The sequence below is a fragment of the Streptomyces viridochromogenes DSM 40736 genome (genome assembly GCF_000158955.1).
Lineage (GTDB): Bacteria > Actinomycetota > Actinomycetes > Streptomycetales > Streptomycetaceae > Streptomyces > Streptomyces venetus.
The window spans coordinates 6389187-6406253 of the sequence record NZ_GG657757.1 but is presented as its reverse complement, the minus strand read 5'-3'; the positions used below and the strand labels follow the sequence as shown (position 1 = coordinate 6406253).

The following is a 17067-nucleotide window of genomic DNA, read 5'->3' as shown; positions in this document are numbered from 1 at the left end:
ATGCGCATTGTCGAAGCGCTTCACAAAGCTTGGAGAGCTGGATGGTCACCCTCGCCGAGGTCGCCCAGCACGCCGGAGTCTCGGCGAGCACGGTGAGCTATGTCCTCAGCGGCAAGCGGTCCATCTCCGCGAACACCCGGCAGCGGGTCGAGCGGAGCATCCGCGAGCTCGGGTACCACCCGAACGCCGGGGCCCGCGCCCTGGCCAGCAGCCGGTCCAACATCATCGCGCTGATGATCCCGCTGCGCACGGACATGTACGTGCCCGTGATGATGGAGATCGCCATCGCGGTGGCGACCACCGCCCGCACGCACGGGTACGACGTGCTGCTGCTCACCGGTGAGGAGGGGCCCGACGCGGTGCGCCGCGTGGCGGGCAGCGGGCTGGCCGACGGGATGATCCTGATGGACGTCGAACTCGACGACGAGCGGCTTCCGTTGCTGCGTGCGACGGACCAGCCGTCCGTGCTGATCGGGCTGCCGTCCGACACCACCGGCCTGACCTGCGTCGATCTGGACTTCAGGGCGACGGGCGCGCTGTGTGTGGAGCACCTGGCGAAGCAGGGGCACCAGGACGTCGCCGTCATCGGAGAGGCCCCGGCCGTCTACGAGCGGCACACCGGCTTCGCCGAGCGCACCCTCGACGGGCTCCGTTCCCGGGCGCGGGAGCTGGGCGTGCGGCTGCTGCACCGGCCGTGCGAGGGCGGGTACGACGCGATGGCGGTGACCCTCGCCAGGATCCTCGACGAACGCCCGGACACCTCGGGGATCATCGTGCAGAACGAGTCGGCGGTCGAGCCGCTGCTCGCGCTGCTGCGGCAGCAGGGCCGGGCCGTGCCGGAGGACGTGTCGGTGGTCGCGATCTGCCCCGACCAGGTCGCGACGCAGGCCTCGGTGCGGCTCACGTCGGTCTCCCTGCCCGCGCAGGAGATGGGCCGGCACGCCGTGGAACACCTGGTCGCCAAGCTGGCGGGGCGCGGCAGCGACGAGGTCGTGCTGCTCGCGCCCGAGCTGACGGTCCGGTCGAGCACGGGGCCCGCGCCGAGCCGGCCGTAGTCGCTGCCGCTCACTGAACAGCGCCCCCTCCAGGGCACCTCCATGTCTTCTTCCGCACAGGAGCACGCCACGTGAATCAGCCTGCTGAAACCCAGCCCCAGGTGAGTCTGGCGCAGTCCTCCCCCACCGTCGGCACGCTCCGTGAGCGGGACGGCGCGCTGGAGTGGAGCGGTCGCCAGGAGACCGTACGGATCGAGCCGTGGGGTCCGGACGCGGTCCGGGTGCGTGCCCGGCTCGGCGGCCCGGTCCTCGAAGGGCTCCCCGGCGCACTGCTCGACGAGGCTCCCGCGACACCGTCCACGGTGAAGACCGAGGACGGTCGCGGGCAGCTGACCGTCGGCAAACTCACCGTCGAGGTGAACGCCGAGGGCCTGGTCCGCTTCCTGCGCACGGAGGACTCCGCCGAGATCCTCGCCGAGGACCGCGCCCACTTCTGGTGGCCCGGCTCCCGCCTCTACACGGCCGTCGGCAACGGCCACCACCGCCTGGAGCAGCGCTTCGCCGCGTACGACGGCGAGAAGCTGTACGGCCTCGGCCAGCACCAGCACGGGCGCTTCGACCAGAAGGGCCTGGTCCTGGACCTGGTGCAGCGCAACGCCGAGGTCGGCATCCCGGTGCTGACCTCCAGCCGCGGCTACACCCTGCTGTGGAACAACCCGGCGATCGGCCGGGTCGAGCTGGCGCACAACGGCACCCGGTGGGTCGCCGACTCGGCCCGGCAGATCGACTACTGGATCACGGCGGGCGACCCGGCCGCCGCCCAGCGCCGCTACAGCGCGGTGACCGGCCCGACGCCGATGCTGCCGGAGTGGGCGGCGGGCTTCTGGCAGTGCAAGCTGCGCTACCGCACCCAGGACGAGCTGATGGCGGTGGCCCGGGAGTACAAGCGGCGCGGCCTGCCCATCTCGGCGATCGTCTGCGACTTCTTCCACTGGACGCACCTCGGCGAGTGGAAGTTCGACCCGAAGGAGTGGCCCGACCCGGCGGCGATGGTGCGCGAGCTGGACGAGCTCGGCATCAAGCTGGTGGTGAGCGTCTGGCCCTCGGTGTCGCCGCTGAGCGAGAACCACCCGGTCATGGAACAGCGCGGGTACTTCATCGGCACCCAGTACGGGCCGATGGCGCACGCCGACTGGCCCGACAAGGAGGTGGCCTCCACCGTCCAGGTGGCCTTCTACGACGCCACCAACCCGGAGGCCCGTGAGTTCGTGTGGTCGAAGGTGAAGGAGAACTACCTCGACCCGTACGGCATCACGGCGTTCTGGCTGGACGCCTGTGAGCCGGAGCTGAAGCCGGGCTTCCAGGAGAACCTGCGCTACTGGGCGGGCCCGGGCCTGGAGGTCGGCAACGCCTATCCGGCCGAGAACGCCCGCACGTTCTACGAGGGCCTCGTCGCCACCGGCGAGGAGGAGATCGTCACCCTCAACCGCTCGGCGTGGGCGGGCAGTCAGCGCTACGGGGCCGCCCTGTGGTCCGGTGACATCGGCACCGACTTCCCGACCCTGCGCCGCCAGATCGCCGCCGGGCTCAACACGGCACTGTCGGGCATCCCGTGGTGGAACACCGACATCGGCGGCTTCCACGGCGGCGACCCGGACGACCCGGCGTACCGGGAGGTGATGGTCCGCTGGTTCCAGTTCGGCGCGCTGTCCCCGCTGATGCGGCTGCACGGCTTCCGCGACCCCGGGATGCCGCTGGGCCCGGGAATGACCGGCGGTCCGAACGAGGTGTGGTCGTACGGCGAGGAGGCCGGGGCGGTCCTGGAGAAGTACCTGCGGCTGCGCGAGCGCCTGAAGCCGTACGTGCTGGACGTCATGCGCGCGGCCCACGAGGAGGGCCTGCCGGTGATGCGGCCGCTCTTCCTGGAGTTCCCCGCCGACCAGGCGGCCTGGTCGGTCGACGACTCCTACCTCTTCGGCCCGGACCTGCTGGTCGCCCCGGTGCTGACGGCCGGCGCCACCGCCCGTACGGCGTACCTCCTCGGCGGGGGCGACCTGGACGGACGCGTGGACGGGCGAGACGTACGAGGGCGGCCGGTCCGTGACCGTCGACGCGCCGCTCGACCGCATCCCGCTGTTCCTGCGCGACGGGGCGCGGCTCCCGGTGGCGGAGTAACGGCACGAACGGAGGCCGGGGCCGGCCGCGCATGAACGGTGCGTCCGCCCCGGCCCCGCGACGGATCAGCTGCTGCTGACCGTCAGGTTGTTGGTGGTGAAGTTCAGCCCGCCGGACGACGAGGTGACCTCGTAGCCGAACTGCACGTCACCGATCGTCTCGTTGCCCATCCACTTCTTGGTGTCCTTGATCCACTTCAGGATCGACAGGATGTTCACGGTGCCCGAGCTGGAGTTGGAGGTGCGGACGAACGAGAACACCTCGTTGGAACCGTTGGTGCCCTTGAAGACGTTCCAGGAGTGGCCGCCGAGGCTGACACTGCCCTGCGAGCTGCCGAGCGGGCCGACCGGTCCGGTCTTGTTGACCCAGAGCATGATCTCGTAGTCGTGGTCCGTGTCCCAGATGTCGTACGACGTGTTGTACGCGCCGGACGACGGGACACTGACGTTGTAGCTGCTGGAGAGCGAACCCAGCGAGGTGATCGACTTGTTGATCGCCTTCGTCTGGTTCGGGTAGGACTTGATGCCTCCGGTGTTGGGGTGATCGGCCCAGACTCCCCAGTTGGTGCCGGAGTTGGCCCAGATGCACTGGGCGCCGGCGCCGCCGCCCCAGATGTTGTTGTAGAGCGTGTAGCCGTTCAGGCTGGTGTTGCCCCACTGGTCGCAGGAGTTCCAGACGGCGGCGGAGGCGGGGGCTGCGGCGAGTCCGACGGTGGCGCCGAGCGCCAGCGCGGGGGCGAGCAGGGCCTTGGTCACCCTGCTCAAGGTGCGTGATGCCATGGTGTCCCTTCCATGGGTGGGGGGGATGGGGGGTACCGCGCCCTCAGAGCGAGGACGTGGTCGTCGTGGTGGGGTGGGCGCCGTGGACGGGTGCGGAGCCGGTCATGGGCGCAGCACCGCCGTTCCGTAGCGGCCGAGGGTGACCCGGTCGGTGACGGCCGCCCCCGTCAGCAGGTCGTGATGGGTGCCGGGCACCTCGACGGTCACCGGCTCGCGGCCGTGGTTGAGCACGAACAGCAGCTCGCCCCGGCGTACCGCCTCGACCTGCTCGGGGAGGCCGTCGAGCACCGGCCGGACGCCCGCGCCGCCGGCGATCCGGGCCAGCAGGTCGCGCAGCGCCTCGGGCTCCGGGAGCGTGGAGACGTACCAGACCCGGCCCTTGCGCAGGAGCGCGGGCAGGCCGTCGAGTTCGCCGCCCTTGTAGGGGACGGTCTCCTCGGCGGTGCCGTCGCCTTCCAGCTCCTCGGACCACAGCGTGCCGTGGAAGCCCTCGCACGCGACGGTCTCCCCCGCGTCCAGCGGCCACCACTCGTGCAGCGTGCGGATGCCGAACAGTTCCCGCAGCCGGGCGTCCATGCCGCCGGGCCGCACCCGGTCGTCCTCGTCGGCGACGCCGGTCAGGAAGCCGCAGACGAGGGTGCCGCCCTGCCGTACGTAGGCCAGGAGGTTGTCGATCGCCGCGTCCGTGAGCAGGTACAACTGAGGGACGACGACCATGGAGTACGGCGTCAGGTCGTGCTCGGGGTGGGCGAAGTCGGTGGTGAGGTGTGCCTGCCACAGAGCCCGGTGCCAGGCGCGCAGCACGTCCGGGTACTCCACCCGGGTGGACGGACGGCCGTCCTGGGCTCCGGCCCACCAGGCGTTCCAGTCGTGCAGGACGGCGATGTCCGCGGTGCTGTGCCGGCCGGTCACCTCCGGGGCGATCGTCGCCAGCTCCGCGCCGAGCCGCTTGACCTCCTGGAACGTACGGCCCTGCTCCCCGGCGTGGCTCACCATGCCGGAGTGGAACTTCTCCGCGCCCTGCCGGGACTGCCGCCACTGGAAGTAGCAGACGGCGTCGGCGCCTCGGGCCACGGCCTGGAGGGACCACAGCCGGTTGAGGCCGCGCGGCTTGGGGTGGTTCACGCCCCGCCAGTTGACCGGCCCGGCCGCCTGCTCCATGAGCATCCATGGACCCCCTGCCTGGGAGCGGGTCATGTCCTGGACGAGCGCGCCGCTCTGGGCGCCGAGCGGATCGCGCGGATCGGGATAGAGGTCGACGGAGACTACGTCCTCCTGCCCCGCCCAGCGCCAGGCGTCCTGCCCGAACCACAACGGCATGAAGTTGCTGGTGACCGGGATGTGCGGGGTGTGCCGCCGGACGATGTCGCGTTCGGCGGTGTAACACTCCAGGAGCATGTCGGAGGTGAAGCGCCGGAAGTCCAGCACCTGGGCGGGGTTGCGCAGGTAGTGGGGCAGGCGGGGCGGCAGGATGCCGTCCCAGGTGTCGTAGCCCTGGCTCCAGAAGGCGGTGCCCCAGGCCTCGTTGAGGGCGCCGAGCGTGCCGTACCGCTCGCGCAGCCACCGCCGGAAGGCGGCTGCGGCCTCGTCGCCGTGGTCGAAGGTGCAGTACTCGTTGTTGATGTGCCACATCGTCAGCGCCGGGTGGCCGCCGTAGCGGGCGGCCAGGTCCTCGGTGATGGCGGCGGCGTAACGCCGGTAGGTGGCGCTGGAGTGGGAGAAGTGCTGACGGCCGCCCCACCACTCGGTGCGGCCGTCCTCGGTGACGGGCAGGGTGTCCGGGTGCAGCCGGCCCATCCAGGGCGGGGGCGAGGAGGTGGGCGTGGCGAGGACGACGCCGACGCCGTTGTCCCCCATCAGGTCCATCAGGGTGTCCAGCCAGCCGAACTCCCGTGCCCCGGGCTCCGGTTCGAGCTTCGACCACGAGAACACCCCGAGGGTGACGGAGTTGACGCCGGCGTCCTTCATCAGCCGGACGTCCTCGGACCAGGTCTCCTCGGGCCACTGCTCCGGGTTGTAGTCGCCGCCGAAGAGGAGACGGCCCCGGGTGGCGTCGCCCAGGCCGGGCCGTTTGCTCCCGGTCATCGGACGGGCTCCCCGTACTGGACGCCGCGTCCGTTGGTGGCGATGTACACCCGGCCGTGGATGCGCGGGTCGCCGGTGACGGTGGCGCCGATCCAGCCCCACTGGTGCCGGTCGTCGTTGATCCGGGTCCAGGTCTTCGCCTCGTCGTCGGAGCGGTACACGGCGGTGATGCTCTCGGTGGAGCCGACCAGGTACAGGGCCGGGTGGGAGACGCCGTCGGCGGCCTTGCCGAAGCCGAGGGTGTACGAGGCCCGGCAGCTGCTGACCTTGGTGAAGCTCGTACCGCCGTCGGTGGACCGGTACAGCCCGTTCCACTTCAGGCTCAGCCACAGGTGACCGGAGCGTCCCGGCGTCACCGCCAGCTGGAACTCGCTGTCGCCCGAGTCCAGGCCGGTGGCCCGCGCGGTGAAGGTCGTGCCGCTGTCGGTGCTGGCGAAGAGCGTGCCGGTGCTGGTGTCGAAGGCGTAGAAGCGGGCCGGATCCACGGGGTCGGCGACGGGCACGGCACCCTTCGGGAAAGAGGTGACCTCCGACCAGGTGCCGCCGTTGTCCGCCGAGCGGAAGCCCGGGTCGGCCGCGCCGAAGGACCACAGCAGCACACTGCCGTCCGCGTTGGTGGCGATCGGTCCGGGCGCGGACTTGGCCATGGTCGGCTGGGCCTTGAAGGGCGCCCAGGTCCTGCCGCCGTCGTTCGAGTACGCGCCGTTGCCGTTGTCACCCCACCCGGCCCGGACGACGTACGACGGCCTGGCCGCGGCGAGCGCGAGCCCCGTCGCCGTGCCGAACACCGGGTTGGACGCCATACCGCGCGAGGGGGACGCGGTGAGCCGCTCGTGGTACATCACGCCGATGTCCCCGGAGCCGCTGATCAGGTGCGCCTGTCCGGCCGGAGGGGAGATCAACTGGCGTACGGACGCCTCCTCCAGGCCGCGGATCTCCGGGGCCCAGTGCTTGAGGTCGCGGGTGCCGTAGAGAGTGGCCCCCGTGCCGTAGACCACGTGCCCGGAGTCGAACGGGTCGAGCCCGACGGCCTGGATCCACCAGCCGAACTTGGGCTGGTCGCCGCCCCACTTGAGGTAGGGCGTCTCGGAGACGTCGAGGACCGCCTCGTCCTTCAGGGACGTCCAGGTGCGGCCGCCGTCGGTGGTCCGGTACAGGGTGTCGACCAGGGCCCAGCGGTTGTTGGTGGAGACGACGACGGTGCCGGGGCGTCGGGCGTCGACGGCGACACCGCCGTACCCGAAGGAGTCGGTCCCGCCGTCATCGCTCGCCCCGCCGGGCTTCACCGGCGTGACCTCGGTCCACGTCCCGTTCGTCGTGCGCAGCTTGTGCACACTGCCGTCGGACTGCCCGTTGGGGCCGGGGGCGTCGGCGTACGTCACGTACAGCTCGCGCGTGTGCCGGTCGTACGCGGCCCGGACCGGCACCTTGGCGGCGGCGCCGGTGGGCTGCCCGGGGACGGCTTCCCAGGTGGTGCCGTCGGCGGTTCTGTAGAGGTTCGCCGAGGTGCCGTCGGAGTCGCCCCAGCCGGCGTAGACGGTGCGCCCCGCCGCGACCAGGAGGGTGACGCCCTGGCCGGTGGCGCTCGGGGCGGCCGGGAAGCTCACCGCCTGCCAGCTCGCTCCCCGGTCGGTCGACCTGAGCAGCCCGTCGTGCCGGGTGCCGAGCCACAGGGTGTCGCTGTCCCTGGGGTCGACGAGCAGCCGCTCCCCGCACCCGCGCCCGTCCTCGTTGGCGCCGAGCTTCACGGTGAGGTCGGTGCGCTTCCAGGTGGCCCCACGATCCTCGGACCGCAGCACGGCCCCGTTGCCGGCCCAGGACTGCGCGTACGTGCCGAGAGCGAGGTACAGCCGGTCGGGATGCGCAGGGTCGACGGCCATGGCCTCCACGCCGAGCAGGTTCCAGTCGTCCCAGCCGATGTGGTCGGTCAGCGGGATCCACCGGTCGGTGCGGTCGTCCCAGCGGTAGGCGCCGCCGATGTCGGTGCGGGCGTAGGCGAGGCCCCGCACCGAGGGGTGGAACAGCACACCGGTGACGAATCCGGTGCCGCCCTGGACGACGTTGCGCCAGCGGTACCCGGCCCCCTCGGTGACGGCGGCCTGCGCCCGCCCCTGGACGACCGGAAAGGCGGCGACCGCGGCGGTGGCGGCGAGCACAGAACGTCTGCTGAGGCGAAACGCGCGCATGACATACCTCGGTTCCTGCAAAGACGGGGAAGAAAGATGTCCTCTTGGGGGCGCGGGGAACTGCGCGACAAGCCACGACGCACCCACAGGCAACGATCGACGGACAGCCCTGCGGTCAGCCCTTGACGGCTCCGGTGAGCATGCCCTTTCTGAAGTGCTTCTGGACGAACGGCGACAGAACGGCCACCGGCAGCAACGCCATCACCATCACCGCCATCTGAATCGCCAGCCCCGACAGCTGCCCGGTCTTGATGGCCTGCCCGAGACCCACCGGCGCCTCCTGCCGCTGCACGAGCTGGATCATGACGTTCTGCAGCGGCATCATGTCCTGGTCGTTCAGGTAGAGCGACGCGTTGAACCAGGCGCTCCAGTACCCGACGGCGTAGAACAGCGTGATCACCGCGAGCACCGCCCGCGACAGCGGCATGACGATCCGCCAGAGGATCCGGAGGTCCCCGGCGCCGTCGATGCGCGCGCTGTCGATGAGTTCCTGCGAGATGCCCATGAAGAAGCCCCGCAGCACCAGGATGTTGAAGACGCTGATGGCGCTCGGCAGGATCAGCGCGAGGTAGCTGTCCGTCAGGCCGAGGGACTGCACGAGCAGGTAGGTGGGGATGAGGCCGGCGCTGAAGAACATGGTGGCCAGCAGCGTCATCAGGATCCACCGGTGGCCGAAGGACTCGCTGCGGGACAGTCCGTAGGCGCACAGGACGGACACCGTCATCGAGAACAGCGTGCCGACCAGGGTGACGAGGATGCTGATGATCGCGGCGCGGGTGACCTGGCCGCCGCTGAGCAGTTCCTGGTAGGCGATGAAGGTGATGCCCTTGGGCACCATCACCAGGCCGCCCGCCTCGTCGATGGTCTTGCGCGAGGAGAGGCTGGTGACGACCACGATCCAGATCGGGAAGAGGATCGCCAGGCAGGCGAACGCCAGGGCGATGCCCTTGCCCGCGAGACCGGCCTTCGAGGGCTCCTCCTCCCACGCCGGGCGTGGCGGTGCGGCCCACGGGCGCGGCTTGCGCACCGGTTTGTCGATGACGGCGGTCACTTCTTGTACACCCCCTGCTCGCCCATGAGATGGGCCACCTTGTTCGCGGCGAGGACCAGGCCGATGCTGACCACGCCCTTGATGAGACCGGCGGCGGCCGCGTAGCCGAAGTCCTGGTTGCGCACGCCGTTCCACCACACGAAGGTGTCGAGGACCTCTCCCGCGCCCGGTCCGACCGCGTCGCGTTGCAGCAGGATCTGCTCGAACCCGACGGTCAGGGCGTCGCCGACGCGCAGCACGAGCAGGAGCGCGATCACCGGGCGCAGCGCGGGGAGCGTGACGTGCCACATGCGGCGCCAGCGTCCGGCGCCGTCCATCGCGGCGGCCTCGTACAGATCCGGGCTGACCGAGGCCAGGGCGGCGAGGAAGACGATGATCCCCCACCCGGCGTCCTTCCATACGCTCTGCGCGGTGAGCAGGAAGGGGAAGGTGTCCGGGTTGGTCATGATGTCGATGCCGTCGTACCCGTTCTGCCGCAGCAGCTGGGAGAGCATCCCCGCGCCGCCGAACATCTGCTGGAACACGGCGATGACCAGCACCCACGAGAAGAAGTGCGGCAGGTAGAGCACCGCCTGGGCGACGGCCCGCACACGGGGCCGGACCACGCTGTTGATGAGCAGCGCGAGCAGGATCGGGATCGGGAAGAACAGCACGAGCTGGACGAAGAACAGCACCAGCGTGTTCTCGACGGCGTTCCAGAAGGCCGAGTCCTCGAAGATCCGCTGGAAGTTCTCCAGGCCCACGAAGGGGCTGTTCAGGATGGCGATGACGCCGTTGTCGCTGACGTAGGGATCGTAGTCCTGGAAGGCGACGACGTTGCCGGCGATGGGCAGGTAGTTGAAGACCAGCACCAGCAGGACGGCCGGCAGCGTCATGAGGACCATGACGCGATCGCGTCGGAACCTGTGCCGGAGGGTCAGCTTGCCCGCGGGTGGTTTCTCCCGGGGACCGATGGCGTCACCGGACGCCACCGGGGTCTTCTCGGGCGCTGCGGCCTCGGTGCTGCTCCGAGGCACCGTGCTGTGCGACACGGCTGTTCTCCTTGCCTCAGAGCCCGGTCAGCTTGCCGCCGAGCCGTTCTCGTCGAGAAGCTTCTTGTACCAGTCGCGCAGCTTGTCGCCGCCATTGCTCTTCCAGTCGGCGACGGCCTGCTGCATGTCGCTGATCTTCTTGCGGCCGCGGACGATGTCGTCCTCGAGCTGCTCGAAGTCGTTGGAGAGGTTGGTGTACCGGGCGGGCTCGGTGATCTGCATGCCCCAGAAGGAGGACTTCTTGGCGAAGGCGCCCATGCGCTGCTGCCAGAGGACCTGGCCCTTGGCGACCTCCGGGAAGTCAGGGTGCGCGAGGGTCGCTGCGGGGCTCGCGACCATGACGTAGGCGTTCATCACCTCGATGTTGCCCTGGTCGGTCTTGACGGGGACGCCGTCCTTGACGGTGTAGTGGGTGCCCTCGACGCCGTAGTTGGTCATCATGTACTCCTTGGTGCCGTACGGCGCCGCGGTGACATTGGCGACGGCCAGCACGTCGCGGATGACCGACTCGGGGGCCTTCTTGTTGACGAAGGCGAAGATGCCGGCGGGCTGTTCGGCCCACAGGGTGGGATCGCCGCCGTCATGACCCCAGATGTCCATGCCCCAGATCTTGAAGTCCGGGTTCTGCGTGGCCTGTTCGGCGGTGCGGCCCCACCACTGGGAGATGTTGTTGGGGTAGATGAGGAATTCGCCCGCCGCGAACTTGGGACCCGCGTCGGGGGCGTTCTTGCCCATCTTGGAGTCGGGGTGGACGACCCCGGCGGCGAAGAGCATGCGGGACCACTCCAGCGCCTCGAGGAACTCCTCGGTCTCGACACGGTTGACGAGCTTGCCGTCGACGAGGTTCCAGCCGAGCGGCTTCTCGCTTCCCGAGAGCACACCGAAGGCCTGGAAAGCGGTCCACTTCATGTCCAGGCAGGCCCACCGCTTGGCCTTGGCGTTGGTGATCTCCTTGGCCAGGGCCATGAACTCGTCGCAGGACTTCGGGACTTCGTAGCCCTCCTTCTCGAAGATGTCCTGCCGGTACAGAGGCACCATGGAGGGGGCGGACGACTGCGGCATCGGCAGGCCGCGCAGCTTGCCGCCGAAGATGGAGCGCTGCCAGGCGCCGGTCGGGATCGCAGCGAGGTTCGGGTACTCCTTGACCTTGTCCCCGGACAGGTAGGGGCCGAGGTCGGCGAACTTGCTGATGATGGCGCTGGGTATCTTGCCGCCCATGTTCCACCCGGGGACGACCACCACGTCCGGGACGTCGCTCGAGGCGAGGACCGCGCCGAGCTTCTGGTCGTAAGTGTTGCCGTCCTGGTTGTGCCAGACGACGTCGACGCCGATCAGGTCGTTCATCGCCCTGTAGTAGGAGTTGTTCTGCTTCGGCGGCGAGCCCCAGAACGGCGACATGACGGTGACCTTGCCGCCCTTGCCGAGCTTCTTCGCGACCGAGGTCTTCAGGGTGGAGAGGTCCAGCTTGCCGGTGAAGCCGATTGCCGAACCGTTCTTGGACGGGATGTCCGGCTTCACCATGTTGCTGGCCACGTACGCCGGAAGGATCTTCTTGGCGTCCTTGCCCGAGGTCGTGCCGTCCCGCGACCCGCCGTCCGAACCGCCGCAGGCTGCGAGCAGCGGCATTCCACCGGCCACCGCGGCGGTGGCGACCGCGGTGGAGGCGAGGAAGGATCTCCGGCTCGGTCCGGAGGAGGCGGAGGCGGCGTTCGGCGTCATTGCGTCAACCCTTCATGGCACACCAGGACACCCGGCGGAGGGCCGTCGGCTGCGGTGTCTCGAGTGGAACTGGCTGAGCTGAAGCGGGACTTCGACCCACATACCGGGATGCCCCTAGTCGAAGCGCTTCGATGTGGTGTGAGGTTAAGTGAACGCCCCAGGGTGCACAAGGGTCGTCCCCAAACTTCCTCCCAGGCATGAGAACGGACCTTTCCTCATGCAACGCTTGAAGTGACGGTGTCGATCCCTTGACACCCGACCCCTCGTCGAATCAGCATCGAAGCGCTTCGAAAGCGCCTCGCCGATCCGTCGAATGGGATCCCCACGTGACCGCACACACGCCACCCACCCACCCGTTCCGCGATGCGCGGCTGCCGTTCGCGAAGCGCGTCGACGATGTGCTGGGGCGGCTGACCCTCGACGAGAAGATCTCCTTCCTGCACCAGTTCGCCCCCGCCGTGGAGCGGCTCGGCATCGCCGCCTTCCGCACCGGCCAGGAGGCGCTGCACGGCGTCGCCTGGATGGGCCCGGCGACGGTGTTCCCGCAGGCGGTCGGTCTCGGCGCCACCTGGAACCCGGAGCTGGTACGGCGGGTCGGCGACGCGGTGTCCAAGGAGGTCCGCGCGATGCGGGCCGAGGACGACCGCGTCGGCCTCAACGTCTGGGCCCCGACGGTCAACCTGTTGCGCCACCCCCTGTGGGGCCGCAACGAGGAGGGCTACTCGGAGGACCCGAAGCTCACCTCGGCGATCGCCACCGCCTATACGCACGGCCTGCGCGGCGACCACCCCACCTACTGGCGCACCGCGGCCGTGCTGAAGCACTGGCTCGCCCACAACAACGAGACCAACCGGTCCACGACGTCGAGCTCGGTGCGCCCGCGCGTGCTGCACGAGTACGACCTGCGGGCCTTCCGCGAGACCGTCGAGGCCGGTGCGGTGGCCGGGGTGATGCCGGCGTACAACCTGGTCAACGGCCGCCCGAACCACGTCTCGCCGTACCTGCGCGAGCAGCTGCGGACCTGGACCGACGAGGAGCTGCTGGTCTGTTCGGACGCGGGGGCGCCGAGCAACCTGGTCGACTCCGAGCACTACTTCGACACGCACGAGGAGGCCACCGCGGCCTCGCTCGTGGCGGGCGTCGACAGCTTCACCGACCACGGCACCGACTCCTCGCAGATGACCGGGCGTCTGCGCGGCGCCCTGGAGCGGGGCCTTCTGAAGGAGTCCGACCTCGACACGGCCGTCCGCCGTCAGCTCTCGGTCCGCTTCCGGCTCGGCGAGTTCGACCCGGAGTACGACCCGCACGGCGCGACCGGCGAGTTCGACACCCCGGCGCACCGCGCCCTCGCTCAGGAGGCCGCCGAGCAGGCCGTCGTGCTGCTCAAGAACGACGGCGTGCTGCCGCTCGCCCCGGACACCCGGGTCGCGGTGGTGGGCCTGCTCGCCGACGAGTGCAAGCTCGACTGGTACAGCGGCACGCTGATCCACCGCTCGACCCCGCTGGAGGGCCTGTACGAGCGGTTCGGTGCGGAGCGCGTGGAGTTCGCGGAGGGCGTGGACCGGATCCGGCTGAGGACGTCCGCGGGCGCGTTCCTGCACGTGCCGGTGGCCGAGGGGGCCGCCGACGAGGTGCGTGGCGCCGAGGGCGCGCTCGACCCGGCGCTGCTCGCCGGCCGCACCGACCTGCCGCCCCTCACCACCGACGCGGCGGGCACCGAACTGGCGCTGGTCGACTGGGGCGAGGGCGTGCTGACCCTGCGCGCACCGGACGGCCGCTACCTGTCGGTCGCCGACGACGGCCGGGTCCGGGCCTCCGCCGACCAGCCGGGCGGCTGGGTCGTCCAGGAGACCTTCCGTCTGGAACGGCACGGGAACGGGCACCTCCTGAAGCACCTGGGAACGGGTCGCCACGTGTGTGTCTCCGCCGACGGCGTGAAGGTTGCCGACGAAGATCCCGAGGTGTTCGAGCTGGTCGTCGCCGAGCGCGGCGAGGAGGCGGTGGCGCGGGCCGCCGCGGCGGCCGACGTGGTCGTGGTGGTCGCGGGAAACGACCCGCACATCAACGGCCGCGAGACCGAGGACCGTACGACCCTGCGACTGCCGGAGCACCAGGAGCGGCTTTTGCGGGCGGCCCGGGCGGCGAACCCGGCGACGGTGCTGGCGCTGGTGTCCGCCTACCCCTACGCGGTCGATCCGGCCGACCTCCCGGCCGTGCTGTGGACCGCGCACGGCGGCCAGGCGGCCGGCACCGCCCTGGCCCGTGTGCTGGCCGGTGACGTCTCCCCCGCCGGTCGCCTCCCGCAGACCTGGTACGCCGACGACGCCGACCTCCCCGGCCTCCTCGACTACGACGTGATCGGCAGCCGCCAGACGTACCTCTACTTCGAGGGCACGCCCCTGTTCCCCTTCGGGCACGGCCTGTCGTACACGTCGTTCTCTTACGGCGGCCTGACGGCCCGGGCCGAGGGCGGGTCGGTGCACGTCTCCTTCACGGTCACCAACACCGGTGACGTGATGGCCGACGAGGTCGCCCAGCTCTACACCCGGGCCGTGCACCCGTCCGTGCCGCGTCCGCGCCGTGAGCTGCTGGACCACCGCCGCGTCAGCCTCGCGCCGGGGGAATCGGCCGGCCTGGACTACGAGGTCCCGGTCGCCGCCTTCGGGTTCTGGGACGTGGCTCGGGGCCGGTGGCGTGTGGAGCCGGGCGCGTACGAGCTGCTGGCCGGGGCGTCCAGCGAGGACGTCCGGCTGCGGACGACCGTCACGCTCGACGGCGAGCCCACCCTGCCGCGCGCGGTCGTCGCGGCCGGTCTGGCGGCGGCCGGCTTCGACGAGCAGGACGGCATCGGGATCGTCGACCGCACGAAGGTGTCGGGCGACGCGGTGACGCCGGTGGACGGGGCTCGTGGCGAACTGGTCTACCGCCGCTGCGACTTCGGGCTCGGCATCACCGGGGTGACGGTGGAGGTGGCCGGGGAGGGGTCGGTCGAGCTGTCCCTCGACGGCGGCCCGGCGCTCGCGGTGCTGTCGCCCGCCTCGCCCACGTCAGGCCCGTACGACTACGTCTCGCTCGGCGCGTCCGTCGCCGCCGCGGGTGTGCACGACGTCCACCTCAGGCTGCGCGGTCCGCTGCGGCTCGCGCACGTCGGCTTCTCCGGTTGAGGGTCCGGAGCAGGCCGGCACACAGAAGGGGCCCGGCACCGGAAGGCATCGGTGCCGGGCCTCTTCGCACAGCCTATATGAAAATGGTTCCCATGTGCTAGAGGTCGATCCCGGTCAGGACCAGCACGCGCTCGTACGTGTAGTCCTCCATCGCGAACCGCACGCCCTCGCGGCCCACGCCGGACTGCTTGACGCCGCCGTACGGCATCTGGTCGGCGCGGTAGGACGGCACGTCACCGATGACGACACCGCCGACCTCCAGGGCGCGGTGGGCCCGGAAGGCGGTCTGGAGGTCGTGGGTGAAGACGCCCGCCTGGAGGCCGTACTTGGAGTCGTTGACGGCGGCGAAGGCCTCGGCCTCGCCGTTCACCTTCTGCACGGTGAGGACCGGCCCGAAGACCTCCTCGCAGGAGATCGTCACGCCGGCCGGGACCTCGGCCAGGACGGTCGGCGCGTAGGAGGCGCCGTCGCGCTTGCCGCCCGTGAGCAGCTGGGCACCGGCGTCGACCGCCTCCTGGACCCAGGCCTCGACGCGCTGGGCGGCGTCCTCGCTGACCAGCGGACCGACGTCGGTCGCGTCGTCGGCCGGGTCGCCGGTGACCTGGGCCTCGACGGCGGCGACTACACGCGGCAGGAGCCGGTCGTACACCGAGGCGTCCGCGATGACCCGCTGGACGGAGATGCAGGACTGGCCGCCCTGGTAGTTGGAGAAGGTGGCGATGCGGTTCGCCGCCCGGTCCAGGTCCTCGTCGCTCGCCCAGTCGGCGAGGACGACGGCCGCGCCGTTGCCGCCCAGCTCCAGGGTGCAGTGCTTGCGCGGCACCGACTCCATGATCGCGTAGCCGACCTTCTCGGAGCCCGTGAAGGAGATGACGGGCAGGCGCTCGTCCTGCACGAGGGCGGGCATCTTGTCGTTGGCGACCGGCAGGATGCTCCAGGAGCCCTCGGGCAGCTCGGTCTCGGCCAGCAGCTCACCGATGACCAGGCCGGACAGCGGGGTGGCCGGGGCCGGCTTCAGGATGATCGGCGCGCCGGCGGCGATGGCCGGGGCGACCTTGTGGGCGCAGAGGTTGAGCGGGAAGTTGAAGGGCGCGATGCCCAGCACGACGCCCTTGGGGAAGCGGCGGGTGAGGGCGAGCCGGCCCTGGCCGCCGAGGTCGGTGTCGAGCCGCTGGGCCTCGCCGCCGTTGAAGCGCCGGGCCTCCTCGGCCGCGAACCGGAACACGGACACGGCCCGCCCGACCTCGCCGCGCGCCCACTTCAGGGGCTTGCCGTTCTCGGCGGAGATCAGCCGGGCGATCTCCTCGGTGCGCTCGACGAGGCGCTTGCTGACGTGGTCGAGGGCGGCGGCCCGCACGTGGGCGGGGGTGGCGGCGAACTCGTCCAGCACGCCGTGCGCGGCGGCCACGGCCTCCTCGACCTGCGCGTCCGTCGGCACGCTCACCTGGCCGACGAGCCGTCCGTCCCACGGGGAGGTGACGTCGAAGGTCTCCTCGCCGGTGGCCTGGCGGCCGGCGAGCCAGAAGGCGTGGGTGGCTGCCACATCTGTGTTCGGCATGTGGGTTCCGGCCCTTCGGCGTTGGGGGTGATCCTGTTGCTGCGGGATCCACGGTAGGCGCGCGATGGCCGAAGGTCGTTTGTCCAACCCGTAGCAATGAGGGGTGTGGACACTACGGTTCGGCACTACGGATCGGCTACTCGGTGGAGGTGGCCTTCAGGGCGAGCCAGAGCTCCATCCGCGCGTCGGCTTCGTCCAGGGACCGGCCGAGGATCTCCTCGACGCGCCGCATGCGGTAGCGGAGGGTGTGGCGGTGCACGCCGAGGTCGGCCGCCGCCGCGTCCCACTGGCCGTCTTTTTACAAAAAGGCGCGCAGGGAGGCGA

At 70.6% G+C, this 17067-nt stretch carries 9 protein-coding genes and 2 pseudogenes; 3 read left to right on the top strand and 8 right to left on the bottom strand.

Annotated features, from left to right (window positions below):
* Positions 1-41 precede the first annotated feature (41 nt).
* A complete protein-coding gene (locus SSQG_RS28365) occupies positions 42-1055 on the top strand; it encodes a LacI family DNA-binding transcriptional regulator (protein WP_003993343.1) in 1014 nt (337 codons plus the stop codon).
* Between the two features lie 71 nt (positions 1056-1126).
* Positions 1127-3170 (top strand): annotated as a pseudogene (locus SSQG_RS28360) (glycoside hydrolase family 31 protein).
* Between the two features lie 65 nt (positions 3171-3235).
* Here the strand turns inward: SSQG_RS28360 and SSQG_RS28355 are convergent.
* The 6 genes from SSQG_RS28355 to SSQG_RS28330 all read right to left on the bottom strand — a co-directional run bounded on the left by SSQG_RS28355 (position 3236) and on the right by SSQG_RS28330 (position 12021).
* Positions 3236-3949 (bottom strand): glycoside hydrolase family 12 protein, encoded by a 714-nt coding sequence (locus SSQG_RS28355; RefSeq protein WP_003993341.1) that lies wholly within the window; start codon positions 3947-3949, stop codon positions 3236-3238.
* A gap of 102 nt (positions 3950-4051) precedes the next feature.
* Positions 4052-6034, bottom strand: a complete 1983-nt coding sequence (locus SSQG_RS28350; protein ID WP_003993340.1) for a beta-galactosidase — start codon at positions 6032-6034, stop codon at positions 4052-4054.
* Positions 6031-8220, bottom strand: coding sequence for a 1,4-beta-glucanase (locus tag SSQG_RS28345; RefSeq protein WP_039933787.1), 2190 nt, complete (start codon positions 8218-8220; stop codon positions 6031-6033). Before SSQG_RS28345 ends, SSQG_RS28350 begins: the two co-directional genes overlap by 4 nt.
* Before the next feature lie 115 nt (positions 8221-8335).
* The gene (locus SSQG_RS28340) at positions 8336-9271 is read right to left on the bottom strand and encodes a carbohydrate ABC transporter permease (protein ID WP_003993338.1); all 936 of its coding nucleotides are present in this window, start codon (positions 9269-9271) and stop codon (positions 8336-8338) included.
* On the bottom strand, positions 9268-10302 hold the full coding sequence (locus tag SSQG_RS28335; protein ID WP_003993337.1) for an ABC transporter permease: 1035 nt from the start codon (positions 10300-10302) through the stop codon (positions 9268-9270). Before SSQG_RS28335 ends, SSQG_RS28340 begins: the two co-directional genes overlap by 4 nt.
* Before the next feature lie 27 nt (positions 10303-10329).
* Positions 10330-12021 (bottom strand): extracellular solute-binding protein, encoded by a 1692-nt coding sequence (locus tag SSQG_RS28330; RefSeq protein WP_003993336.1) that lies wholly within the window; start codon positions 12019-12021, stop codon positions 10330-10332.
* A gap of 326 nt (positions 12022-12347) precedes the next feature.
* Between SSQG_RS28330 and SSQG_RS28325 the strand changes: the two genes are divergently transcribed.
* Positions 12348-15185, top strand: coding sequence for a glycoside hydrolase family 3 C-terminal domain-containing protein (locus SSQG_RS28325; protein WP_003993335.1), 2838 nt, complete (start codon positions 12348-12350; stop codon positions 15183-15185).
* A 97-nt stretch (positions 15186-15282) separates the two neighbouring features.
* Here SSQG_RS28325 and SSQG_RS28320 read toward each other — a convergent pair whose 3' ends face one another.
* Positions 15283-16728 (bottom strand): aldehyde dehydrogenase family protein, encoded by a 1446-nt coding sequence (locus tag SSQG_RS28320; RefSeq protein ID WP_003993334.1) that lies wholly within the window; start codon positions 16726-16728, stop codon positions 15283-15285.
* Between the two features lie 151 nt (positions 16729-16879).
* Positions 16880-17067, bottom strand: a pseudogene (locus SSQG_RS39745) (helix-turn-helix domain-containing protein); the annotation flags it as partial.